At 40.5% G+C, this 21,238-nt stretch carries 21 protein-coding genes; 13 read left to right on the top strand and 8 right to left on the bottom strand.

Going from position 1 to position 21,238, the window contains the following annotated elements:
- Nucleotides 1-47: 47 nt before the first annotated feature.
- From rnjA to def, 3 genes are all read right to left on the bottom strand, one after another.
- Nucleotides 48-1,718 (bottom strand): ribonuclease J1, encoded by a 1,671-nt coding sequence (gene rnjA, locus ACFQ0V_RS11335; protein WP_381013555.1) that lies wholly within the window; start codon nucleotides 1,716-1,718, stop codon nucleotides 48-50.
- A complete protein-coding gene (locus ACFQ0V_RS11330) occupies nucleotides 1,715-1,936 on the bottom strand; it encodes a DNA-dependent RNA polymerase subunit epsilon (RefSeq protein ID WP_381013553.1) in 222 nt (73 codons plus the stop codon). Before ACFQ0V_RS11330 ends, rnjA begins: the two co-directional genes overlap by 4 nt.
- A 125-nt stretch (nucleotides 1,937-2,061) precedes the next feature.
- Nucleotides 2,062-2,616 (bottom strand): peptide deformylase, encoded by a 555-nt coding sequence (gene def, locus ACFQ0V_RS11325; RefSeq protein ID WP_381013550.1) that lies wholly within the window; start codon nucleotides 2,614-2,616, stop codon nucleotides 2,062-2,064.
- Nucleotides 2,617-2,976: 360 nt separating this feature from the next.
- On the opposite strand from def, the gene pdhA reads away from it, so the two are divergent.
- From pdhA to ACFQ0V_RS11300, 5 genes are all read left to right on the top strand, one after another.
- Nucleotides 2,977-4,092 carry a pyruvate dehydrogenase (acetyl-transferring) E1 component subunit alpha gene (gene pdhA / locus ACFQ0V_RS11320; protein ID WP_381013547.1) on the top strand — a complete coding sequence of 372 codons (1,116 nt, stop codon included), beginning with the start codon at nucleotides 2,977-2,979 and terminating at the stop codon, nucleotides 4,090-4,092.
- 3 nt (nucleotides 4,093-4,095) lie between these two features.
- Nucleotides 4,096-5,073, top strand: a complete 978-nt coding sequence (locus tag ACFQ0V_RS11315; RefSeq protein WP_194563222.1) for an alpha-ketoacid dehydrogenase subunit beta — start codon at nucleotides 4,096-4,098, stop codon at nucleotides 5,071-5,073.
- Between the two features lie 72 nt (nucleotides 5,074-5,145).
- Nucleotides 5,146-6,447: a dihydrolipoamide acetyltransferase family protein gene (locus ACFQ0V_RS11310; protein WP_381013544.1), complete on the top strand. Its 1,302-nt coding sequence runs from the start codon at nucleotides 5,146-5,148 to the stop codon at nucleotides 6,445-6,447.
- Nucleotides 6,448-6,451: 4 nt separating this feature from the next.
- The gene (lpdA, locus tag ACFQ0V_RS11305) at nucleotides 6,452-7,864 is read left to right on the top strand and encodes a dihydrolipoyl dehydrogenase (RefSeq protein WP_381013542.1); all 1,413 of its coding nucleotides are present in this window, start codon (nucleotides 6,452-6,454) and stop codon (nucleotides 7,862-7,864) included.
- A gap of 59 nt (nucleotides 7,865-7,923) precedes the next feature.
- Nucleotides 7,924-8,199: a UPF0223 family protein gene (locus tag ACFQ0V_RS11300; RefSeq protein ID WP_381013539.1), complete on the top strand. Its 276-nt coding sequence runs from the start codon at nucleotides 7,924-7,926 to the stop codon at nucleotides 8,197-8,199.
- On the opposite strand, the gene ACFQ0V_RS11295 is transcribed toward ACFQ0V_RS11300, so the two are convergent.
- A complete protein-coding gene (locus ACFQ0V_RS11295; protein WP_381013536.1) occupies nucleotides 8,196-8,819 on the bottom strand; it encodes a YktB family protein in 624 nt (207 codons plus the stop codon). The two genes, ACFQ0V_RS11300 and ACFQ0V_RS11295, sit on opposite strands and share 4 nt — an antisense overlap.
- 77 nt (nucleotides 8,820-8,896) lie before the next feature.
- Here ACFQ0V_RS11295 and ACFQ0V_RS11290 point away from each other — a divergent pair, with 77 nt between their 5' ends.
- On the top strand, nucleotides 8,897-9,100 hold the full coding sequence (locus ACFQ0V_RS11290; RefSeq protein WP_381013534.1) for a hypothetical protein: 204 nt from the start codon (nucleotides 8,897-8,899) through the stop codon (nucleotides 9,098-9,100).
- Between the two features lie 115 nt (nucleotides 9,101-9,215).
- Nucleotides 9,216-10,007 carry an inositol monophosphatase family protein gene (locus tag ACFQ0V_RS11285; protein WP_381013531.1) on the top strand — a complete coding sequence of 264 codons (792 nt, stop codon included), beginning with the start codon at nucleotides 9,216-9,218 and terminating at the stop codon, nucleotides 10,005-10,007.
- Nucleotides 10,008-10,051: 44 nt separating this feature from the next.
- Here ACFQ0V_RS11285 and ACFQ0V_RS11280 read toward each other — a convergent pair whose 3' ends face one another.
- Nucleotides 10,052-11,644: a glutathione ABC transporter substrate-binding protein gene (locus ACFQ0V_RS11280; RefSeq protein ID WP_381013528.1), complete on the bottom strand. Its 1,593-nt coding sequence runs from the start codon at nucleotides 11,642-11,644 to the stop codon at nucleotides 10,052-10,054.
- Nucleotides 11,645-11,824: 180 nt separating this feature from the next.
- Between ACFQ0V_RS11280 and ACFQ0V_RS11275 the strand changes: the two genes are divergently transcribed.
- Both ACFQ0V_RS11275 and ACFQ0V_RS11270 read left to right on the top strand, forming a co-directional pair.
- Nucleotides 11,825-12,712, top strand: a complete 888-nt coding sequence (locus ACFQ0V_RS11275; protein WP_381013525.1) for a LysR family transcriptional regulator — start codon at nucleotides 11,825-11,827, stop codon at nucleotides 12,710-12,712.
- A 15-nt stretch (nucleotides 12,713-12,727) separates the two neighbouring features.
- The gene (locus ACFQ0V_RS11270; RefSeq protein WP_381013522.1) at nucleotides 12,728-13,564 is read left to right on the top strand and encodes a YitT family protein; all 837 of its coding nucleotides are present in this window, start codon (nucleotides 12,728-12,730) and stop codon (nucleotides 13,562-13,564) included.
- A gap of 45 nt (nucleotides 13,565-13,609) precedes the next feature.
- Here ACFQ0V_RS11270 and ACFQ0V_RS11265 read toward each other — a convergent pair whose 3' ends face one another.
- On the bottom strand, nucleotides 13,610-14,047 hold the full coding sequence (locus ACFQ0V_RS11265) for a DUF4395 domain-containing protein (protein ID WP_381013520.1): 438 nt from the start codon (nucleotides 14,045-14,047) through the stop codon (nucleotides 13,610-13,612).
- A 282-nt stretch (nucleotides 14,048-14,329) separates the two neighbouring features.
- On the opposite strand from ACFQ0V_RS11265, the gene ACFQ0V_RS11260 reads away from it, so the two are divergent.
- Nucleotides 14,330-14,902, top strand: a complete 573-nt coding sequence (locus ACFQ0V_RS11260) for a lipoprotein BA_5634 family protein (protein WP_381013517.1) — start codon at nucleotides 14,330-14,332, stop codon at nucleotides 14,900-14,902.
- Between the two features lie 55 nt (nucleotides 14,903-14,957).
- Here the strand turns inward: ACFQ0V_RS11260 and ACFQ0V_RS11255 are convergent, their stop codons facing one another.
- Both ACFQ0V_RS11255 and rpsD read right to left on the bottom strand, forming a co-directional pair.
- Complete coding sequence (locus ACFQ0V_RS11255; RefSeq protein WP_381013514.1) at nucleotides 14,958-15,251, bottom strand: hypothetical protein; 294 nt, start codon at nucleotides 15,249-15,251, stop codon at nucleotides 14,958-14,960.
- 187 nt (nucleotides 15,252-15,438) lie between these two features.
- Entirely contained in the window at nucleotides 15,439-16,041 is a 603-nt protein-coding gene (gene rpsD, locus ACFQ0V_RS11250) for a 30S ribosomal protein S4 (RefSeq protein ID WP_381013511.1), read from the bottom strand.
- A 339-nt stretch (nucleotides 16,042-16,380) separates the two neighbouring features.
- Between rpsD and ACFQ0V_RS11245 the strand changes: the two genes are divergently transcribed.
- The 3 genes from ACFQ0V_RS11245 (at nucleotide 16,381) to ACFQ0V_RS11235 (ending at nucleotide 21,238) form a co-directional block, all read left to right on the top strand.
- On the top strand, nucleotides 16,381-18,216 hold the full coding sequence (locus tag ACFQ0V_RS11245) for a sensor domain-containing diguanylate cyclase (RefSeq protein ID WP_381013508.1): 1,836 nt from the start codon (nucleotides 16,381-16,383) through the stop codon (nucleotides 18,214-18,216).
- 152 nt (nucleotides 18,217-18,368) lie between these two features.
- Nucleotides 18,369-20,042, top strand: coding sequence for a septation ring formation regulator EzrA (locus ACFQ0V_RS11240; protein WP_381013689.1), 1,674 nt, complete (start codon nucleotides 18,369-18,371; stop codon nucleotides 20,040-20,042).
- 74 nt (nucleotides 20,043-20,116) lie between these two features.
- Entirely contained in the window at nucleotides 20,117-21,238 is a 1,122-nt protein-coding gene (locus ACFQ0V_RS11235) for a cysteine desulfurase family protein (RefSeq protein WP_381013505.1), read from the top strand.

Raw genomic sequence — 21,238 nt, 5'->3', positions numbered from 1 at the left:
TTGAAAAAGCCAGCGATGAAGTGATCATCACTGGCTTTTTTATTCGTTTATTGGACTTCCATAATGACAGGTAAAATCATCGGACGACGCTGTGTCTTATTGTATAAGAACGGATTGAGCTGTTCGATAATTTCATTTTTTGCAAGTTGTGCATCATATTCATTATGGTGCAATAATACATTTAAACGTTTTTGAAGCATTTTTTGCGCTTCATGAATCATTGAACCGGATTCGCGCATGTAGACGAATCCGCGTGAAATGATATCTGGTCCTGATACGATGCGTTTACGTTTCGTGTCAATTGTTGCGACAACGATAACGAGCCCATCTTCAGATAAAATTTTTCGATCGCGTAAAACGACATTGCCAATATCTCCAATACCGCTTCCGTCGATGTATACATCACCTGAAGGAATGCGTCCTGCAACACGTGCAGTATCTTGCGTTAATGCGAGTACCTCACCGTTGCTTAAGATGAATGTGTTCTCTTCAGGGACATCACAGTCGATACCGAGTTTTGCGTGCATACGCATCATGCGGTATTCACCGTGAATCGGCATGAAAAATTTCGGTTGGATTAAACGAAGCATTAATTTTTGTTCTTCTTGTGACCCGTGACCTGATGTATGGATGTTGTTTAAAGGTCCGTGAATGACGTCAGCCCCTGCTTTGAATAATGAGTTAATCGTACGGTTGACGCTTAATTTGTTTCCTGGAATTGGAGAAGATGAGAAGATGACCGTATCTCCCGGTTGAATCGATACTTGACGGTGTGTACCGTTCGCAATACGCGAAAGAGCCGCCATCGGTTCACCTTGAGAACCTGTACATAAAATCATCGCTTCATTTGCAGGTAAACGATTTAAAGCGTGAGCGTCTACGAATAAATCGTCAGGTGCATCGATGTAGCCGAGTTCTCGGCCGATCGTAATTGCGTTATCCATACTGCGTCCAAAAACAGCTACTTTCCGGTTGAACAGCTGAGCGGATTCAATGACTTGTTGCAGACGATGAATGTTTGAGGCGAATGTCGCAAATATAATTCGTCCATCTACTGCACGGAAGATATCTGTAATGCTTTCTCCGACTTTACGTTCTGACATCGTGAAGTTCGGAATTTCTGCGTTCGTACTATCCGATAGTAAGCAGAGCACACCTTCGCTTCCAATCTTCGCCATTTTCGCAAGGTTCGCTGGTTCGCCAACAGGTGTGAAGTCAAACTTGAAATCTCCTGTATGGACGATGTTGCCTGAAGGTGTTTTGATGACGACTCCGTAAGCGTCTGGAATACTATGTGTCGTCATGAAGAACGAGACGGACGTTTTACGGAATTTAATGATGTCATCTTCATCAATTTCAATCAATTTCGTCGAACGTAATAATCCGTGTTCTTCTAATTTATTGCGCAAGAGACCAAGTGCAAGCTTGCCGCCGTAAACAGGGATGTTCACTACTTTGAGTAAATAAGGAATTCCACCGATGTGGTCCTCATGTCCGTGTGTGACGAAAAGTCCTTTAATTTTGTCTTCGTTGCGTTTTAAAAATGTGTAATCTGGAATGACATAGTCGATCCCGAGCAAGTCATCTTCAGGAAATTTAATCCCTGCGTCGATGAGGATGATCTCATCTTGGAACTGTATGCCGTACGTATTTTTACCGATTTCCCCTAGTCCGCCTAGAGCGAAAACGGCCGTTTCGTTATTTTTAATTATTTTCATTCGATGTCGTCAACCTCTGTGATGACAAAATGTTCTGATGCTTGTTCATATTCAAGGTGAGCGCCTTCTAAAGGTTGGATGAACTCAATGTTGAGTACTTTGCCTTTAAGTGCTTGACGCACATCTTGTTCTGAGTCTGCTTCAATGTACATCGCTTGAGTGTTTTCGCGGACTGGCACTTCATGTACATCTTTTTGATATAAAACTTTAAAAATCATTGTCGTATTCTCCTTTTTCGTTCAAATACTATTCATTTATAATATCATGGCAAATGAAAGAAATAAAGAAAAGCTAATCTGCATTTTCAAGAGATTAGCTTCTCTATCATTCTATTTTATTGCGCTTATGATTCGAGTGGTTGTGCGAACTCATTCGCTTTAAACGGGTTGCTCTCATCAATATGATCGAAGAACATGACGCCATTTAAATGATCGAGTTCATGTTGAAACGCAATCGCTGGTAAGCCACGGAGGCGTTTTTTAATTTTTTTACCTTCAATGTTGTAGGCTTCAATTGTGATGCGCGCATAGCGTGGTACGTAGCCTTCAACAGGACGGTCGACAGAGAGACATCCTTCTCCACTATCTAAAAAAGTTTGTTCTACCGAATGACTGACAATTTTAGGGTTGATTGCAATAATGTCGAGTTCTGGCTCATCTTCCCCTTCAATATAAATGGCAAACATGCGTTTTGAAACATTAATTTGTGGAGCGGCAAGGCCGATTCCTGGGCGTAAATCATATTTTTCTGCTAATTCATCATCTTGACTATTCAAGACGTATTCCATTAAGCTCTCTGCTATTTTTTGATCTTCTTCACTGAGAGGGAGTGCGACTTCTTTAGCAACTTCGCGCAATGTAGGGTGCCCTTCTCGGATGATATCTTTCATTAAAATCATGTAGTACTTCCTTTCTTTTTTAATCTATGAACAACGAACAGTCACTTATTTATTAAGTATAGAGCAAAACGTTCATTTAGAAAAGGTACAACTACAAACTCTTCTTTACAGAAATTCTGTTTGAAATGAATCGAGAAGTGGAATACGTAGGAGAGATAAAGGAAATAATAGATGTATTATAGTACAGAATGCTCGTTGGAGTAGTACAGAATGGTATAGCTAAAATGAATAGAAAACAGCTAAACACTAAGATTTCAATGATTGACAAGCGGAAAAAACGTCTGTATACTTTGAATTAAGATATTTTGTACTACCTTGTTATTCATAAAGCATTAATACAGTTAAAGGAGAGGTGCTCACATGGCAGCAAATAAAAAAACGCAATTTGACCCAGTTCAAACATTGCAAGAAGTTGAAGACAAATTTGAAATGCTTCAAATTTTAAACGAAAAAGGGGAGATCGTTAACGAGGATTTAATGCCCGATTTAACGGACGAAGAACTCGTTGAATTAATGGAACGTATGGTATACGTACGTGTACTCGACCAACGTTCGATCTCTTTAAACCGTCAAGGTCGTCTCGGTTTCTATGCGCCGACTGCAGGTCAAGAAGCATCACAGCTTGCGAGTCACTTTGCAACGACGAAAGAAGACTTCATCTTACCAGGATACCGCGATGTACCGCAAATCGTGTTCCACGGCTTACCGTTACATCAAGCATTCCTCTGGTCACGCGGTCACTATTTAGGAAGTGACTTACCAGAAGATTTAAATATTTTCATTCCACAAATTATTATCGGTGCTCAATACATTCAAGCAGCAGGTGTTGCGATGGGTTACCAAAAGAGTGGAAAAGAAGCGATCGCACTCACTTATACAGGTGACGGCGGTACGTCACAAGGGGACTTCTACGAAGGAATCAACTTCGCAGGAGCATTCAACTTGCCAGCAGTATTCATCGTACAAAACAACCAATTCGCAATCTCGACACCACGCGAATTGCAAACACGCGGTAAAACACTTGCGCAAAAAGGTATCGCAGCAGGTATTCCAAGCATCTTAGTCGATGGTATGGATGCATTAGCGGTATACAAAGTAACGAAAGATGCGCGCGATCGTGCAATTGCGGGCGAAGGTCCAACATTGATCGAAACGATGACATACCGTTACGGCCCACATACGATGGCGGGAGATGACCCAACACGTTACCGTACGAGCGACACAGACGATGAGTGGGAGAAAAAAGATCCACTCGTACGTTTCCGCATCTTCTTAGAAGGCAAAGGCCTCTGGACAGAAGAGAAAGAAAACGAAGTGATCGAACGTGCGAAAGAAGACGTTAAAGAAGCGATTAAAAAAGCGGACGCTGCACCGAAACAAAAGGTGACAGACTTCCTCGAAATTATGTATAAAGGCGAAATGCCATATAACGTTAAAGAACAATATGACATTTACAAAGCAAAGGAGTCGAAATAAACTATGGCACAAATGACGATGATTCAAGCGATTACAGACGCGATGCGCGTCGAGCTTAAAAAAGATGAAAAAGTACTCGTCTTTGGAGAAGACGTCGGTGTTAACGGCGGTGTATTCCGTGCGACGGAAGGTCTTCAAAAAGAGTTTGGAGAAAGTCGAGTGTTCGATACTCCTCTTGCAGAATCAGGAATCGGTGGCCTCGCAGTAGGTCTTTCAATGACAGGCTACCGCCCAGTAATGGAAATTCAATTCTTCGGTTTCTTATTCGAAGTGATTGACTCAGTGAGCGGTCAACTTGCACGTCAAAGTTTCCGTACAGCAGGTAAATTAAATGCTCCTGTGACGATTCGTTCGCCATTCGGTGGCGGTGTAGCAACACCGGAAATGCACGCGGACAGTTTAGAAGGAATCGTTGCATCACAACCTGGATTAACAGTCGTTATTCCATCATCACCATACGATGCGAAAGGGCTTTTAATTTCAGCGATTCGCGATGAAAACCCGGTCATCTTCTTAGAACATATGAAATTGTACCGTTCATTCCGTGAAGAAGTTCCGGAAGAAGAATATACAATTCCACTCGGAAAAGCAGCAGTGAAACGTGAAGGAACAGATCTCTCAATCATCACATACGGTGCGATGGTTCACGAAAGCTTAAAAGCGGCTGAAGAATTGGAAAAAGAAGGACATTCTGTGGAAGTTATTGACCTTCGAACAGTTCAACCGTTAGATATTGAAACGATTATCGCATCTGTCGAAAAGACAAACCGTGCAATCGTCGTCCAAGAAGCGCAAAAACAAGCAGGTATCGCGGCGAACGTCGTAGCAGAAATTACAGAGCGTGCGATTTTACATTTAGAAGCACCTGTACTTCGTGTAACGGCACCGGATACAATTTATCCATTCGCTCAAGGTGAGCGCGCTTGGTTACCAGATGCAAATGATATTAAAGAAACAGCATTGAATGTATTGACATTTTAATTGACACAATAAAGGATGAGCGAGAGTCACATGGACTCTCCGCTCGAATTTGATAAAGAAAGGGTGAGCAATTTGGCATTTAAATTTAAGTTGCCAGATATCGGTGAAGGTATCCATGAAGGTGAAATCGTAAAGTGGTTCGTAAAAGAAGGCGATTCAATCGAAGAGGACGATACATTACTTGAAGTCCAAAACGATAAGGCAGTCGTTGAAATCCCGTCACCAGTGACAGGTAAAGTTGAGAAAATTCACGTTGAAGAAGGTACGGTAGCGGTTGTAGGAGACGTCTTAATTAGCTTTGACGCACCTGGCTACGAGTCAGACGATTCAGATGCTGAGGAAGAAATCGAACAGCCGAAAGCAGAAGAAAAAGTAGCGGAAGAGCCGAAACAAGAAACGGCACCAGCTGCGAAAGAACAAGAAAAAGGTGAAGCGGTTCCATCAAAAGGTCCTAGCCGTGTCATCGCAATGCCATCTGTACGTAAATTTGCACGCGACAATGACGTTCAAATTGCAGACGTAACAGGAACAGGCAAAAACGGCCGTATTTTAAAAGAAGATATTGAAGCATTCTTAAACGGTGATCAAACAGCACCATCAGCAGATGCAACTTCTGAAGAAACTGCAGCACCAGAAGCAAAAGCTTCAAAACCTGTCGTTCCAGAAGGAGACTTCCCAGAAACACGTGAAAAATTATCGGGTATGCGTCGTGCAATTGCAAAAGCGATGGTGAACTCGAAGAAAACAGTTCCACACGTTACATTGATCGACGAAGTAGACGTAACGAAACTCGTTGCACACCGTAAGAAATTTAAAGAAGTGGCAGCAGCGAAAGATATTAAATTAACATTTTTACCATACGTCGTAAAAGCACTCGTTGCGACATTACGTGAGTTCCCTGTATTGAACACATCACTTGATGACGAGACAGACGAACTTATCCAAAAACATTACTACAACATCGGAATTGCAGCAGACACGGACCGTGGACTTCTCGTTCCAGTCGTGAAACATGCAGACCGTAAATCAATCTTCAACATTTCATCTGAAATTAATGAACTCGCAGTAAAAGCACGTGACGGCAAACTTGCTCCGAACGAAATGCAAGGTGCTTCATGTTCAATTACGAATATCGGTTCAGCGGGTGGCCAATGGTTCACACCAATTATTAACCACCCAGAAGTGATGATTTTAGGAATCGGCCGTATCGCTGAAAAAGCGATCGTAAAAGATGGCGAAATCGTTGCAGCTCCAATGCTCGCATTATCATTTGTATTCGATCATAGAGTTATTGATGGCGCAACAGGCCAAAATGCGTTAAACTATTTTAAGGAACTCATAAGTAATCCAGAACTATTATTAATGGAGGCGTAAGCAAATGGTAGTAGGAGATTTTCCAATCGAAGTTGACACACTCGTAGTAGGATCAGGCCCAGGAGGATATGTTGCAGCAATTCGTGCAGCACAACTTGGTCAAAAAGTAGCAATCGTTGAGAAAGATGAACTCGGTGGCGTATGTTTAAACGTCGGCTGTATTCCATCTAAAGCTTTAATCTCAGTCGGAGAGCGTTTTGTACAAGCACAAGAAGCAGACGATATGGGAATTGAAGTGAAAGACGTTAAGCTCGATTTCTCACAAGCAATGAAGTATAAAGAAAGCGTCGTAAACCGTTTAACAGGTGGCGTTGAAGGATTGCTGAAAGGGAATAAAGTTGAAATTATTAAAGGGGAAGCATATTTCAACGATGCGAACACTGCACGCGTGATGAACGAAGACTCTGCACAGACGTACAAGTTCAAAAATGCGATTATCGCAACAGGTTCACGTCCAGTTGAAATCCCTGGTTTCGCTTACTCAAAACGTGTTCTCAACTCAACAGGAGCACTCTCATTAGAAAAATTACCTAAAAAATTAGTTGTCATCGGTGGAGGATACATCGGGACAGAACTCGGTTCAGCATACGCGAACTTAGGAACGGAAGTAACGATCCTTGAAGGTGGAAAAGACATCTTACTCGGCTTCGAAAAACAAATGACAGCAATCGTCAAAAAAGGCTTGAAGAAAAAAGACGTTGAAATCGTTACAGAAGCACTCGCTAAAGGTGTGGAAGAAAAAGACGATGAAGTGAAAGTAACTTACGAAGTAAAAGGTGAAGAGAAAACAATCGAAGCTGATTACGTACTCGTTACAGTAGGTCGCCGTCCAAACACAGACGAAATCGGTTTAGAAGGCGTTGGAATCGAAATGACAGACCGCGGATTAATCAAAGTAGATAAACAAGGTCGTACGAATGTTCCAAACATCTTCGCAATCGGTGACGTTGTCGAAGGTCCACAACTTGCGCATAAAGCTTCATACGAAGCAAAAGTAGCGGCGGAAGCTATTTCAGGTGAAAAATCTGAAGTAGACTACATCGCAATTCCTGCAGTATGCTTTACATCTCCAGAACTCGCAACAGTTGGTCTTTCAGAAGATCAAGCGAAAGAAGAAGGTTATGAAGTAATCGCTGGTAAATTCCCATATGCTGCAAATGGCCGTGCACTTGCACTTGGTGCGACTGAAGGATTCGTTAAAATCGTCGCTCGTAAAGAAGACGGACTCATCCTTGGTGGTCAAATCGTAGGCGCGAACGCATCTGATATGATTTCAGAGTTCGGTATTGCGATTGAAGCAGGTATGACACTTGAAGATATGGCAATGACAATTCATGCTCACCCAACATTAGGTGAAATTGCTATGGAGGCAGCGGAAGTTGCTCTCGGCAAGCCGATTCATATGGTAACAAAATAAAATAGCTTTTTATACCGCTTATACGTCGTATAAGCGGTATTTTTCATAGGAGGATATAAATGGATTACAGTTACCCACTCGACCTCGATTGGTCAACAGAAGAAATGGTACAAGTGGTGCGCTTTTTTGAAGCGGTAGAGCAAGCGTATGAAACATCGGTTTCCCGCGAAGCATTAATGGAAGCGTACCGCCAGTTTAAAGTAGTCGTACCATCGAAAGCTGAAGAGAAAACGATTTTCCGTCAATTCGAAAAAGCGAGTTCATACAGCTGTTATCACGCTGTCAAACTCGCTAAAGAACGACCAGATGCCGAAAAGATTTCAATGGATCGTTAAGGCGTATTAATATAGAGACGGTATAATGGCATCAATTGTTCAAACGTTTTATGAACGAGATCGAAAAATTGAGTTTTCGATAATTGGCAAGCCTCTTTCGCTGTCAAACTAACGCCGATGACGAGCTCTGCACTTTTCACATCATGTAAACGAGTGATGAGCGCCTCTATGCCGCTTTCGCCGAGTGACTGTAAAGAGTCGCTCGGTTTTTTCGTATGGTCTCCACTCATAATAAAGTGTTCAGGTAAATTTGTAATAACTTCAGGATGCTTCGTTAAAGTTTCGCTAATTTCACGCTTTTTCGTATTTTCGTAAATGACGACGAGTGTAATAAATAGTCTGTCGTCCCATAAGCCAATTTGAAAGTGAGGTAACGCTTTATAGCCTCGTTTTGACGGTGCGAAAGCGACCCAGCTATCACTTGGAGGATTGACCGTCCGTCGCGCATGCTTCGCTACATGGGGATGAAACTCACCTAAACCATGAGCGGACAATGTCGCGCTATACAATTCACCTAACTCTCTAAATTTCGGTTGGATTTGTTGCTGTAAAGCAGTCATTCTATTTTCTAGTCCTTCTATCGTAAATACATTAAAATCATCTTCTGTCCAATATGTCACAAAACATTCTCCTTTCACATATGTTTAGTGTAACAAAATTGTGGGAACAAGTAGAGTATAAAGAACGAGGAGAAAGGGTGATTACTATGCGACAAGTTATCGATTTAAATACTGAATTAAATCAGTACGAAGTGTATATTCAAAATTTACGTTATGAATTAGACTATGAACTTTTGTCACTCCATGAAGCGTTACAAAATAAAGAAGAAAAAGCCGTTCAGTCCAGTAAAAAACGTTTATTTGAAATTACAGATGAATTACAACAGTATGGTGAACTGTAAAGGAGAACATACATGACAGAAAATTGTACATGTCCATAAAGGTGTGAACGAGCGAAGAACCGTTTGTTCACACCTTTTTCATGTTATACTAAGAAATAGAAGGTGGGTGACACGTATGAATTGGGGAGCAATTGACAAATATGCGAAATCATTAATTAAAGAAGCGGGACATCGCATTCGTGTCTCGTTTTATACGAATATTTCGGTAGATACGAAGGCGAGTGCGAATGATTTAGTGACAAATATTGATCGAGAAATTGAGCAATTTTTCATCGAACATATAACGCGTGATTTTCCAGAGCATCGCATCGTAGGTGAAGAAGGATTTGGAGATCAAATCGATTCATTAGACGGTGTCGTTTGGTTTTTAGACCCGATTGACGGCACGATGAATTTCGTTCATCAAAAGCGTAATTTTGCGATTTCATTAGGCATTTATCTCGATGGAGTTGGCATGCTTGGATATATTTATGATGTCATGCGTGATGATTTTTATCATGCGACGCGAGGAGAAGGTGCATACTTTAACGATGAGCGTTTACCACGCCTTGAAAATACACCGCTTTCTGAGGCCGTGATCGGCGTAAATGCAATCTGGGCAACCCCGAATCGATATGTCGAACATGAGCCGTTAATTGAGCTTGTGCGCAGTTGTAGAGGGACTCGCTCTTACGGGTCAGCTGCAATCGAGCTCGCCTATGTATCGAGCGGTAGAATGGATGCTTACATGTCGATGAGACTTTCCCCTTGGGATGTAGCAGGAGGAATGGTTATAGCATCGGAAGTGGGTGCTGTATCTTCAACGATGAAAGGAGAACCTCTTTCTTTGCTCGGACAAGAAACGTTCATCGTCGCAAAACCGGGGCTTCAACAACATATATTGAAACATCATATTCGACTGAAATAAAAAATGCCTGCGCACATATGAGTACGCAGGCATTTCACTGTCAATTATTGTGTAATTTCAACATCTTGAATTTTGAAGATGTTCGCTGTCGACATTTTGAAACCTTTTACTTTATTGCTAACTGCTGTTAAGTAATCTGGGTGATTCAAGTACATCATCGGAGCTTCGTCAATGAGAAGTTGTTGCAATTCTTCATAGACGAGACGACGTTTTTCAGTGTCTTGTTCTTCACGACCTTGCTTTAACAATTCGTCTACGCGATCATCTGCGAAGAACATAGCGTTCGGAGGTGAACCTTTACCAGATGAATGGAATAAGTTGTACAATCCGTTATCGCCATCTGCTAAACTGTTCCCCCAGCTCAACATGTACATATCGTGTTTTCCAGCGCGAAGTTCATCTAAATACGCACCGAATTCCATCGTTTCAATCGTCATATCAATGCCGAGGTCTTTTAAAGTTGATTGCAAGATGACTGCTGTATCTTTACGTTTGTCATCATCGTTTGTCCAGAATGATAATTTCATTCCTTCAAGATTTTTTTCTTTTAAGATTTTTGTCGCTTCTTCCACATCATATGGAAGTGGTTTTAAATTTTCAGAGAAGCCGAATGCGAGTGGTGCGAGTGGACCGATTGCTTCTTGAGCATAACCTTCATAAACGCCGTCGATAATTTCTTGTTTATTGATGAGCATCGTCATCGCCTTACGAACATCGACATCATTGAACGGTTCTTTCTCAACGTTGAATCCGATAAAAGTGAGACCTGTCGATTGTGTTACATCGATTGTCGCATAGTCTCCTTCGTTGATCGTTTCAACTTGTGTCGCTTGCATTTCTTCTGCGATATGAATGAAGCCGCGCTCTAAGTCAGCAACACGTGTCGCTGTTTCAGGGATGACTTTAAAAATCGCTCTTTCATATTTTACAGGTTCTCCCCAGTAATCTTCGTTTTTCACGAGTGTAATTTCTTGGTCTGGTTTCCACTCTTCAAACTTTAAGAAGCCTGTGCCAATCGGTTTTTGGTTGACGACAGTGCCGACTGCTTTCCCTTCTTTCATCGCAGCGTAATCTTCTTCGATGACTTTAGGACTGACCATTCCTCCAGCACTGTGAGATAAGTGTACGAGAATCGGTGAAAATGGGAATTCTGTTTTCACTTGTACTGTGTAATCGTCGATGACTGTGACCGATTCGATCATATCGAGTGTGTTCGCTTTCGGTGAAGCGACTTCCTCGTCTAAAATACGATCGATATTCATTTTGACTGCTTCGGCATTGAAGTCTTCTCCATCATGGAATTTAACGCCTTGACGCAATTTGAATTCGACCGTCGTTTCATCGATAAACTCCCAAGATTCTGCGAGTCCTGGAACGATTTCGTTATTGTCGTCACGCTCTGTTAATTTTTCGAAAATATTCGCTTGAATTTTTTCACTTGATAAATCGTTGGATCCTGCAGGGTCAATCGTCGTCGCTTCGATTGCGACACCGATGACGAGCTCATCTGCTGCTTTGTCATTTGATTCTGGTTCTTTATTGGATGTGTCGTCATTTGAATCGTTTGAAGAACAAGCAATTAAAACGACAGATAACATCGCAAGTAAGAAAGCAAAACCGAATTTACGTATTGTCATATTGATAAATACCCCTTTCTACATATAAAATAATCGTGCTTCCTCTTACTTTACCAAATGTCATTAGATTTATAAATCATTTTGATTAAAATCATTCATTTCAATTATCGTTCATGTCATACTATAATGACCGATGACGACTTTTCATCGTGGACGCAATGAGAAAGAAGGTTGAACTTATTGGAGATTCGTCAATTACGAACATTTATTGAAGTAGCTAAATGTGAAGGATTTACAAAAGCTGGAGAACAGCTCGGATATACCCAATCTACCGTGACGAACCATATTCGTGCGATTGAGGAAGAAGTGGGCAATCGTGTATTTGATCGTTTAGGGAAAACTGTCACATTAACGGATAGTGGAGAACGCTTATTGACGTATGCGAAGCAAATTGTACAATTGCATGATGAGGCAGTGCGGTCTGCACAATGTATGGAAACGCCGAAAGGGACGATTCGCATCGGAGCGAATGAGTCGCTTATGGCATACCGTTTACCGACGATCTTATCGGAATATAAAAAGAAATATCCGAATGTTCATCTTTTATTACAGCCGTCAGAAAATCAGTCGTTACAACAAGAATTAAAAGAGGGGAAATTTGATTGTGCTCTGTTCATTAATCCAGAGCGATTGAATGAAGACATCGTCACGATCGATTTAATTGAAGAGGAGCTCGTCATTGTCGCCTCGCCGAACCATCCGTTAGCGCAAGGTCCGAACATTCATTACAATCAATTGAAAGATGAAGTATTTTTACTTACGGAGCCTGGCAGTTATCGTGAATTGTTGGAATTAGAGTTAGATGAGCGACGCATTCCGTATCAAGCGTTATCGTTTTGGAGTATTGAAGCGATTAAACAGTCTGTAAAAGCAGAGCTCGGTTTATCATTTTTGCCGAAGATGACAGTTTGTGAAGAATTGAGTCGAGGGGAACTCGTGCAGTTGCAACTCGCTTGTCAAACATTTATCGTGCATACGCAGCTCGCTTATCATGAAGATAAATGGATGACACCGGCGCTTGAGAGTTTTATGCACACTGTGACGACGCAAGCGAAAGAATGGAAGTAAGAATGGAGGTAGCCCGTGTCAAAATGGCTTGAATGGTTAGGACTTGTAGTCGGTTCGTTTCTTTTCGCTTTCGGGGTAAACTATTTTTCTATCCCAAACGAGTTAGCGGAAGGGGGCGTCATCGGTCTTACGATTATCGCCTATTACGTATTCGAATGGTCACCTGGCTTGATCAACTTTATTTTAAACGGACTTTTATTAATTATTGGGTATAAATATTTTAGTCGAAAAACATTGTATTATACGATTGCTGTAACACTTATGTCATCTTTCTTTTTATATATAACAGAAGGAATTTTACTCACTCCTCATGACGATACATTACTCGCCGCTCTATTTTCAGGACTTTTCGTCGGAATTGGACTCGGATTTATTTTTCGTGCTGGTGGGACGAGTGGAGGTTCAGCTATTTTAGCGCAACTAGCGCATCAGTTTTTAGGATGGTCGATTGCGAAAGGGATGCTTCTCATCGACGTGCTCGTCATCGTAGGATCGTACTTTGTTATCGGAGAAGCGAAAGCGATGTACACACTCGTTGCAGTTTATGTTGGAGCGAGTGTGATGGATTATGTCATCGAAGGATTAAATCACAGAACAGCAGTGACGATCATTTCACGTCAACCGGAAGCGATTCGCGATGAAATTATGAAAAAAATTCAACGTGGAGTTACCGTATTAGATGGACGTGGAGGTTATACAGGGGAAGAAAAAGAAGTGCTTTATATCGTCATTAACAAACCGGAGCTCGTAAAGTTAAAAGCGCTCGTGTCGAATGTGGATGAAGATGCTTTCGTCGTCATTCATGACGTGCGTGAAGTGCTCGGAGATGGTTTCCAAAAAGCAGTGAAATGAAAAATGCCTGAAGTCAAGAAACGATGACTTCGGGCATTTTCGATTTTATTGTTGCGACATTTTCGCGCGTTTGCGACGACCTTTCCACATTTGGTATTGGAAACGCACTGTACAGCCTAAGCAGAAATCAAAGAATAACGCTAAGCCTGTCGCAATTAACATCATAATCGAGAAGACGTACGCTGCAATCGTCCAACCCATCGCGAACGATAAAATAGCGAGTCCGAGCATAATTGTCGCAATCCATTGGTTGAAGATTTGTTGATCTTTATCTTCTGGATGGTATTGATCTGCTGGTTTACGTAAAAATGGGCGCGCTGCGATGATCACAGGATTCATTTTAGTAAGTACGGTAAATAGTCCGAGAACGAACGGAATGTACAAAATGTTCGTATTGACGAACATTCCGAGTAAAACAGTGACGATAATAAATACTTGGTTCGTCTGTACGAGTGGTTTTGGAATAATTTGTGGTGTTGACATATGAAACTTCCTTTCTAACTATGTTTATCTTTTCACATACTATGTAACAATTTAACATGATTAGTTGTGAAACTCTAGCGAATTGCTCATACGGTATGGGGTTTATGAAAAGTTGTCATATCAATGATTACAGCGTTTCTCAGATGATAAAAATGCCATTGTATGATAAAATAATAGTAGAGATTATTACGGAAGTTCACAATTTAGACAAAAAGATAACGGTTGAAAGAAGATGCTATTTTGTAAGATTTCTTATATCATAGTAAGAAGGAGAGTGAACAGATGAAAAAATGGGTGAAGCCGTTTGTTCTCGTCATAGTGCTCACGCTATTTTTAGCAGGCTGTTCAGCACTTGAAAAAGAACGTTCCGTACTTGTGATTGGGGATGAAAGAGAGTGGGAAGACTCACCGATTGCTTGGACGAATCAATTAGAGAACAACAAAACATTTGAAATAAAAAAAGAAGAAGTAGACGGTAAGAAAATAGTGTATATGAGTCGACAAATGGCTGACATATTAATAGATGAACGATTACTGCGTGTGAAAACAGATAAAAAATATAAAAAATGGCGTCGAATCGACTCGCAGCGTCCACTGTTATCTTTTGCTGAGTCGGAATCTGTTTTACCAGAAGAAATCCGTGTGACAACGAGTTACAGTGGTGACTTAGCGATTGGGGATGAGCGATTTGATTATGCGGATGTCGTCATTATTGCGGATGTTGAATCGTTTGAAGATTTAGACTTGGAGACGCGTTCGCTCGCTTTATTACAATTTAAAGAAGAGCGACTTGCACAGTTGTTTACGCATTTTGAAGATGATATCGCGATTGAAGCTTTTAAAGTTGTCAATTAATAAAAAGAAAACAGAGTAGGGAGCCTATGCGCTTCAACTCTGTTTTTTTGATGAATTATTGAAAAGGGTGATATGTTGTTATTTCTAATTCATATGTTTGAACGAATGTGACGACACCTCTCGCTCCGAACGCTCGATCGACATGAGGTTTTACATAAGAGTAATAATCGTCAATTGTCCGACATGAACGATTTTCGGGAAAGACGACAGTGAAGTGAAAATCAACGCGGTTCTCATCGTAGGATGAACGGTACCGCAAACGAGCGTTTGTTGTTTGGATGACAGTAGCGTCAGTAAAGTGAAAAGTGTCATTTGGAATGATGGAAGCAATACCGATGGCGACGATCAAAAACTCATCTCCTTTTGTAGAAAATTCGTACTAATTACTTATTGTAAGCTTGCCCCACTGCTTGCCCCAAATTTAGGGGGTTATATCGGAGGGGCATATTCAGCTGAAAACATAAGAAAACCCCATCATATCAACGTTTGTTGATTGATGAGGTTTCTTGTAAAAAGGCTGAAAAATCGTGAAAAAATTAACGTGAGTAGAACTCAACGATTAATGCTTCGTCGATTTCGCCTGATAATTCGCTACGCTCTGGTAAACGAACGAATTTCGCTTTTTTAGCTTCTGCATCAAACTCTAAGTATTCTGGAACGAAGCTGTTTAATTCTAAAGCTTCAGTTACAACGCTTAAGTTTAATGAACGTTCACGTAAAGAGATCTCTTGACCTGGTTTTACGCTGTATGATGGGATGTCAAGACGTTTTCCGTCCACTAAGATGTGGCCATGGTTAACGAGCTGACGAGCAGCACGACGTGTGCGTGCAAGACCCATACGGTATACTAAGTTATCAAGACGTGTTTCGAGTAAGATCATGAAGTTCTCACCGTGAACACCTTGCATTTGTCCTGCTTTGTTGAATAAGTTACGGAATTGACGTTCGTTTACACCGTACATGAAACGAAGTTTTTGTTTTTCCTGTAATTGTTTACCGTACTCTGATAATTTCGTACGTTGAGTTGGACCATGTTGTCCTGGTGCGTATGGACGCTTTTCGATTTCTTTACCAGTACCGCTTAAAGAGATTCCTAAGCGACGTGAGATTTTCCAAGTTGGACCTGTATAACGAGCCATGAATGACTCCTCCTTTTAATTTGGTTTTATTTGTAAAATAAAAACCAGAAGTACGCGTCATCTCATCTATTCTAACTTATTGCACCTTCGTTCGAGCAGCCATCGAATTACACGATGCATCACCACGAATGTGGATTAGAATAAAATGAAGATGTGTACAACTGCTGCGTTTATCTTACACCTGAACCATTCTACTAATTTTTCTGCCGCTTGTCAATAGAAAATAAGGTTAAAATAGAAAGAATCGTGTTACGTAATTCATTTCGTTTAGTAGCAATAGTAGTTACTTTGTATTATAATAGTTTTGCTAATCAACTGGATAGTGAGGTGACCCATTGAATGGATGATCAAACGTATGAATCGTTGAAAACGGAAATCTATAGCTTATATGATGTAGAGATGATTGATTGGACGCATATTTTATTGTACGAAAAGATTAATATGGTTTTAAAGAACTATTTCAACGTTCAACGTACGCAGCTTTTGTATGCAGAACATCAACAGCTCGTCTCCTATCAAACATATAATAATTTACCTTGCTCTATTTTAGATTCTCGTATTAAAGAAGAAGAATTCAATCAAAAAATGCAATGGTTATATGACATGTACAATCATCAATACGATGACGTTTTAGCTTATCGAGAAGAAGAACAAATTTTAGCGTTAATTTTACTTCAGTCTACAAATCAATGGACGGAATTTAAAAAAACAGAACAGTATAATGAATTTAGACGCATGTTCTTTCGGGCGTGCAATTTCATTACAAAACTGATGAAAATGCAAAATCGTGAATCGAACTATCGAAAACTTTATGAAGTGACGAAGGCTTTCAATGCCACGATGGAAAGTAAAGAGATTTTGGACATCGTCATGCAAACAATTAAAGAGCGTTTTCCGAACATGAGTGTCGATTTATTACTCTCTCATGAACAGAAGGAACAAGTGACGAGTTATCGTCTATTCGATTATTTAAACGAGCGCCAACTGACGATTGAGGCTTTTCTTTCTGGTGAAATGACGATTGATACAGGGCGGTTACCGACACGTGTCGTGCGCAACGTCCCGATTAAAGGAAAACAAGGGATTTATGGAATTTTACAAATTTGCTCAAGTGAGCATTACGTGTACTCTGAACTCGAAATCGAATTTATCCAAATGGTTGCACAATCAGCAGGAAACGCTTTGGAAAATGCGAGCTTGTACAACCAATCATCGAACTTGATTAATGATTTGCAATTAGTGAATGAAACGTCAAAACGTTTAAATGATAATTTAGAGTTACATGAAATGATCATCTTTTTAAAAAATCAACTCGTCCGTGCATTTAAACCGACAGAATACGCCTTTGTTTTTTTTGAAGAAGGCTTACTGCACATTTTAAAAGAAAGTTCACCCTATTTCGCATCTGAGTGGGGTGAGCGTTATTTGTATCAAATCGGACAAAAGATTATCGAAACGAATGATGCGATTTTTGATGCGGATTTTGATATCGATTCGTCGAAAGTGCCGGAGTTCCAGTCTTTAATTGCAGCACCGGTCGTCAGTCGAGGTCAAGTACAGGGGTTTGTCATTTTATTACATCGAGAGAAATATGCCTTCTCCTTTGAAGATTTTAAATTAGTCCGCTCTTTAATTAGCCATGCGAGCTTAGCAGTTTCTAACATTTTATTGCGAGAGCAACTTCAAGAGCTCGTCGATAAAGATAGTTTGACTAAATTGTACTCTCGTCGTTACGCAGACAAGGTCATCGCTCAATCATTAAAATATGATGAATGTGGCGTGTTACTCATTTTAGACATTGACGACTTTAAGAAAGTGAACGATACACATGGACACGCAATCGGAGACCAAGTGCTCGTTCAAGTAGCGAATATCGTAAAGTCGATCGTCGGTGAGTACGGAGTAGCGAGTCGTTGGGGTGGAGAAGAAATCACTGTCTTATTGCCAGCGATTGATTTGGAGAGTGGTTTGCGATACGCGAATGAGATATTAGAACAAATTCCAGTAAGTACAAATCCACAAGTGACCGTTTCAATGGGAGTTATGCATTGGTCAGAAGCGAACCAGTATACGTATAAGGAACTGTTTATTTTTACAGATGAAGCTTTATACGAAGCGAAAGAAACGGGAAAAAATAAATACGTAATATATAAGCCACTGCAATCCAATGGATGATAGAAAGCGACAGAACTGTAAGCAGTCTGTCGTTTTTTTGCGGAGAATGAGAGGAATTATAAAAAAAGAAAGGAAAATGGTTTAAACCGCTTAACATATAAGATAATATAAATATACATAGTGGAAAATAGAGGTGAACGTGTTTGGGTAAAATGATTGTATTAATCATCGTATTTTTATTTGCAATTGCAATGGTCATTTATTTAATACGTAAAAAACATATAAACGAAATTTTGTTATTAGAAGATGAAAAATTACAAATTCAACATCAACCAATCTTCGAAGAACTTACAAAGTTAAAGCGTTTAAATATGACAGGGGAAACAGAAGAGAAGTTTGAAAGATGGCGTGAAGAGTGGACGGAAGTAATCGATGTCGTCATGCCTCAAATCGATACGATGCTTTTTGACGCAGAAGATGCGATCGATCGTTTGAAATTTAAAAAAGCGAGCGCGATTGAACGAGAAATCTTTGAAGAAATTCAAAAGTGTGATCAAAAGCATAAACAAATTTTAGAAGAATTGGATGAGTTGATGGGAAGTGAAGAGAAAAATCGCTTTGAAATGGAAGCGATTCAAGAAAACTACCGAATAGCTCGTCAAACGATTTTAGCGAAACAATTTGATTTCGGTCAAGCATTCGAACCGTTAGAAAAGAAATTAGAAACTTTCACACCGCAATTTGAAGAGTATGAAAAGTTGACGGAACAAGGTAATTATTTAACGGCTCGTGAAATTGTTTTGCATTTGACACAAGAGTCTGAAGAAGTATTTAAGTTAATCGATCAAACCCCTACCTTGTTAAGTAAATTGAATAAAACGATTCCAGCGACGATGAAAGATTTACGCAACGGAATGCGCGATATGGAAGAACAGCAATATCACTTAATCCATTTAGGCATCGAAGAACAACTTGAACAGATTGAAGTGCAATTAAAAGAGTTAGGGCTCGAAGTGAAAGAGCTGAACTTGCAAGTTGTCGAAGAACAGTTGCTACAAGTTGAAAATCAAATGGAACAATTTTATGATTTATTAGAACAAGAAGTGCGTGCGAAAGGAAATTTACAGAAGGAAATAGAAGATGGATATGATCGATTGAATCACTTGATGCATGATGCGAATAGCGCGATTGCGGAAGCGGAGGCTGTTCAAAGAAGTTATCAATTAAGCGTTCAAGAAGCGGCTTTACCTGAAAAGTTGTTACGCGCTTTACAAGAATATCGTATTCGTTATGAAGATTTACTCCATCAGTACAATCATCCACCGACGACATATTCAGTCGTTTGGGAAGAAGTTGAAAAAGTTTTGCTTCATATCGATCAAAGCGAAGAAGAGCTAGAAAGCTTCACTTCAAAAATTAAAAACTTACGCACCGATGAAAATCGAGTACGTGAACAGTTAGATCGTTTGACGAAGCAAATGCAAGAATCAGATCGTCTATTACATCGCAGTAATATGCCAGGGATTCCAAGCGATATTAATACGCGCATGGAAGAAGCGGAAGAAAAAATTTACATCGCTTATGAAAGTTTAAATGAAGCGCCAATCGATATGGAATCTGTAGAATTACAAGCGCAAGAAGCAGAGACAGCAACGAACGATATAGCGGAAGAGGTCGAGCAACTGTTAGCGAATGTCCATTTGATTGAAGAAATTATTCAATACGGAAACCGTTATCGCTTAAATGACTCTCAATTGGATGAACGTTTAAAGATTGCAGAACGAGCATTTATGGATTATCGTTATACGAAAGCATTAGAAGAAGCGATGGCTGCTGTTGAAGAAGTAGAGCCAGGAGCGCTTGAAAAAATTAAACAATCATTATAACATCGAAAAGATGAGCCACCGCGCATTCGTTGCTGGTGGCTTTCATTCGTAAATAGTTGGAGGAAAGAAGAAAGATGATTTACTTAGACCATAGCGCAACATCCCCACCAAATGAGGAAGTGATTCAATCATATGTTGCAGTGAGCACAAAATACTTTGCGAATCCGTCATCTTTGCATAAATTAGGAGTAGAAGCGAATGCACTGTTTGAACAGGCGACTGTTCAAATTAAACAATTGCTTTCCATGCCCCAAGGAGAAGTCATTTATACATCAGGTGGTACAGAGGCGAATAATTTAGCGATTATCGGTTATGCGAGAAAAAATGTCCATTTAGGTAAGCATATCGTGACGACGACGATTGAACATGCTTCTGTATTAGAAGCATGTCGCGCATTAGAAAAAGAAGGCTTTACGATTACGTATTTACCTGTCGATGAACAAGGCCAAGTCGTTATAGAACAATTAAAAGAAGCATTGACGGATGAAACGATTCTCGTCTCGATTATGCATGTCAACAATGAAATGGGAGCTACTCAAAATATTCGCGCTTTGAAAGAAGTCATTCAACGTCATAGTCAAGCCGTCTTTCACGTCGATGCAGTACAAAGTTTTGGGAAAATTGACGTGCCATTTGGAATCGACGGGGCGGATATGATGTCAATTTCCGCCCATAAAATTAACGGAATGCGTGGAAGTGGTGCACTATTTTTACGTCATCGCTATCCGCTAGAACCGATATTGTATGGTGGTGGCCAACAACAAAATATCCGTAGCGGGACGATTCCGTTAGCAGAAGCAGTCGCCCTAGCGAAAGCGATGCGTCTTGCGATTCGAACGACAGAACGGGAAGAATATCGTCAATGGAAAAATCAAATGATCGATCATGTTGAATCGTTAAGTGAGATTCAAGTGGTCGGTCCGCACGACGGTGCAGCGCACATTATTGCGTTAGCGATTCGTGGTATACGCGGGGAAGTAGCAGTGAATTTTTTACAACAGCGCGACATCATCGTCTCGACATCGAGTGCATGTAGCTCATTGGACGGCACATTAAGTCATGTAGCGGAAGCGTTGAAAATTCCGAAAGAATGGGCGACAGGTATCATTCGAATTAGTTTAGGAGTAACGACAACCGGTGAACAGATCGAACAATTATTACATGCTTTAACAGCATTAAATGAACAAGTAAAGTGA

The sequence above is a fragment of the Savagea faecisuis genome, from assembly GCF_042675605.1.
Classification (GTDB): Bacteria; Bacillota; Bacilli; order Bacillales_A; family Planococcaceae; genus Savagea; species Savagea faecisuis.
This window is presented reverse-complemented; position numbering and strand designations above follow the sequence as displayed.

Excerpts from the sequence above, each read along its gene's own strand:
- ACFQ0V_RS11315 (WP_194563222.1), top strand. The coding sequence starts at position 4,096 with ATGGCACAAATGACGATGATTCAAGCGATTACAGACGCGATGCGCGTC.
- rnjA (WP_381013555.1), bottom strand. The coding sequence starts at position 1,718 with ATGAAAATAATTAAAAATAACGAAACGGCCGTTTTCGCTCTAGGCGGA.
- pdhA (WP_381013547.1), top strand. The coding sequence starts at position 2,977 with ATGGCAGCAAATAAAAAAACGCAATTTGACCCAGTTCAAACATTGCAA.
- lpdA (WP_381013542.1), top strand. The coding sequence starts at position 6,452 with ATGGTAGTAGGAGATTTTCCAATCGAAGTTGACACACTCGTAGTAGGA.
- ACFQ0V_RS11265 (WP_381013520.1), bottom strand. The coding sequence starts at position 14,047 with ATGTCAACACCACAAATTATTCCAAAACCACTCGTACAGACGAACCAA.
- ACFQ0V_RS11245 (WP_381013508.1), top strand. The coding sequence starts at position 16,381 with ATGGATGATCAAACGTATGAATCGTTGAAAACGGAAATCTATAGCTTA.
- ACFQ0V_RS11240 (WP_381013689.1), top strand. The coding sequence starts at position 18,369 with ATGATTGTATTAATCATCGTATTTTTATTTGCAATTGCAATGGTCATT.
- ACFQ0V_RS11260 (WP_381013517.1), top strand. The coding sequence starts at position 14,330 with ATGAAAAAATGGGTGAAGCCGTTTGTTCTCGTCATAGTGCTCACGCTA.
- rpsD (WP_381013511.1), bottom strand. The coding sequence starts at position 16,041 with ATGGCTCGTTATACAGGTCCAACTTGGAAAATCTCACGTCGCTTAGGA.
- ACFQ0V_RS11280 (WP_381013528.1), bottom strand. The coding sequence starts at position 11,644 with ATGACAATACGTAAATTCGGTTTTGCTTTCTTACTTGCGATGTTATCT.
- ACFQ0V_RS11285 (WP_381013531.1), top strand. The coding sequence starts at position 9,216 with ATGAATTGGGGAGCAATTGACAAATATGCGAAATCATTAATTAAAGAA.
- ACFQ0V_RS11330 (WP_381013553.1), bottom strand. The coding sequence starts at position 1,936 with ATGATTTTTAAAGTTTTATATCAAAAAGATGTACATGAAGTGCCAGTC.
- def (WP_381013550.1), bottom strand. The coding sequence starts at position 2,616 with ATGATTTTAATGAAAGATATCATCCGAGAAGGGCACCCTACATTGCGC.
- ACFQ0V_RS11300 (WP_381013539.1), top strand. The coding sequence starts at position 7,924 with ATGGATTACAGTTACCCACTCGACCTCGATTGGTCAACAGAAGAAATG.
- ACFQ0V_RS11235 (WP_381013505.1), top strand. The coding sequence starts at position 20,117 with ATGATTTACTTAGACCATAGCGCAACATCCCCACCAAATGAGGAAGTG.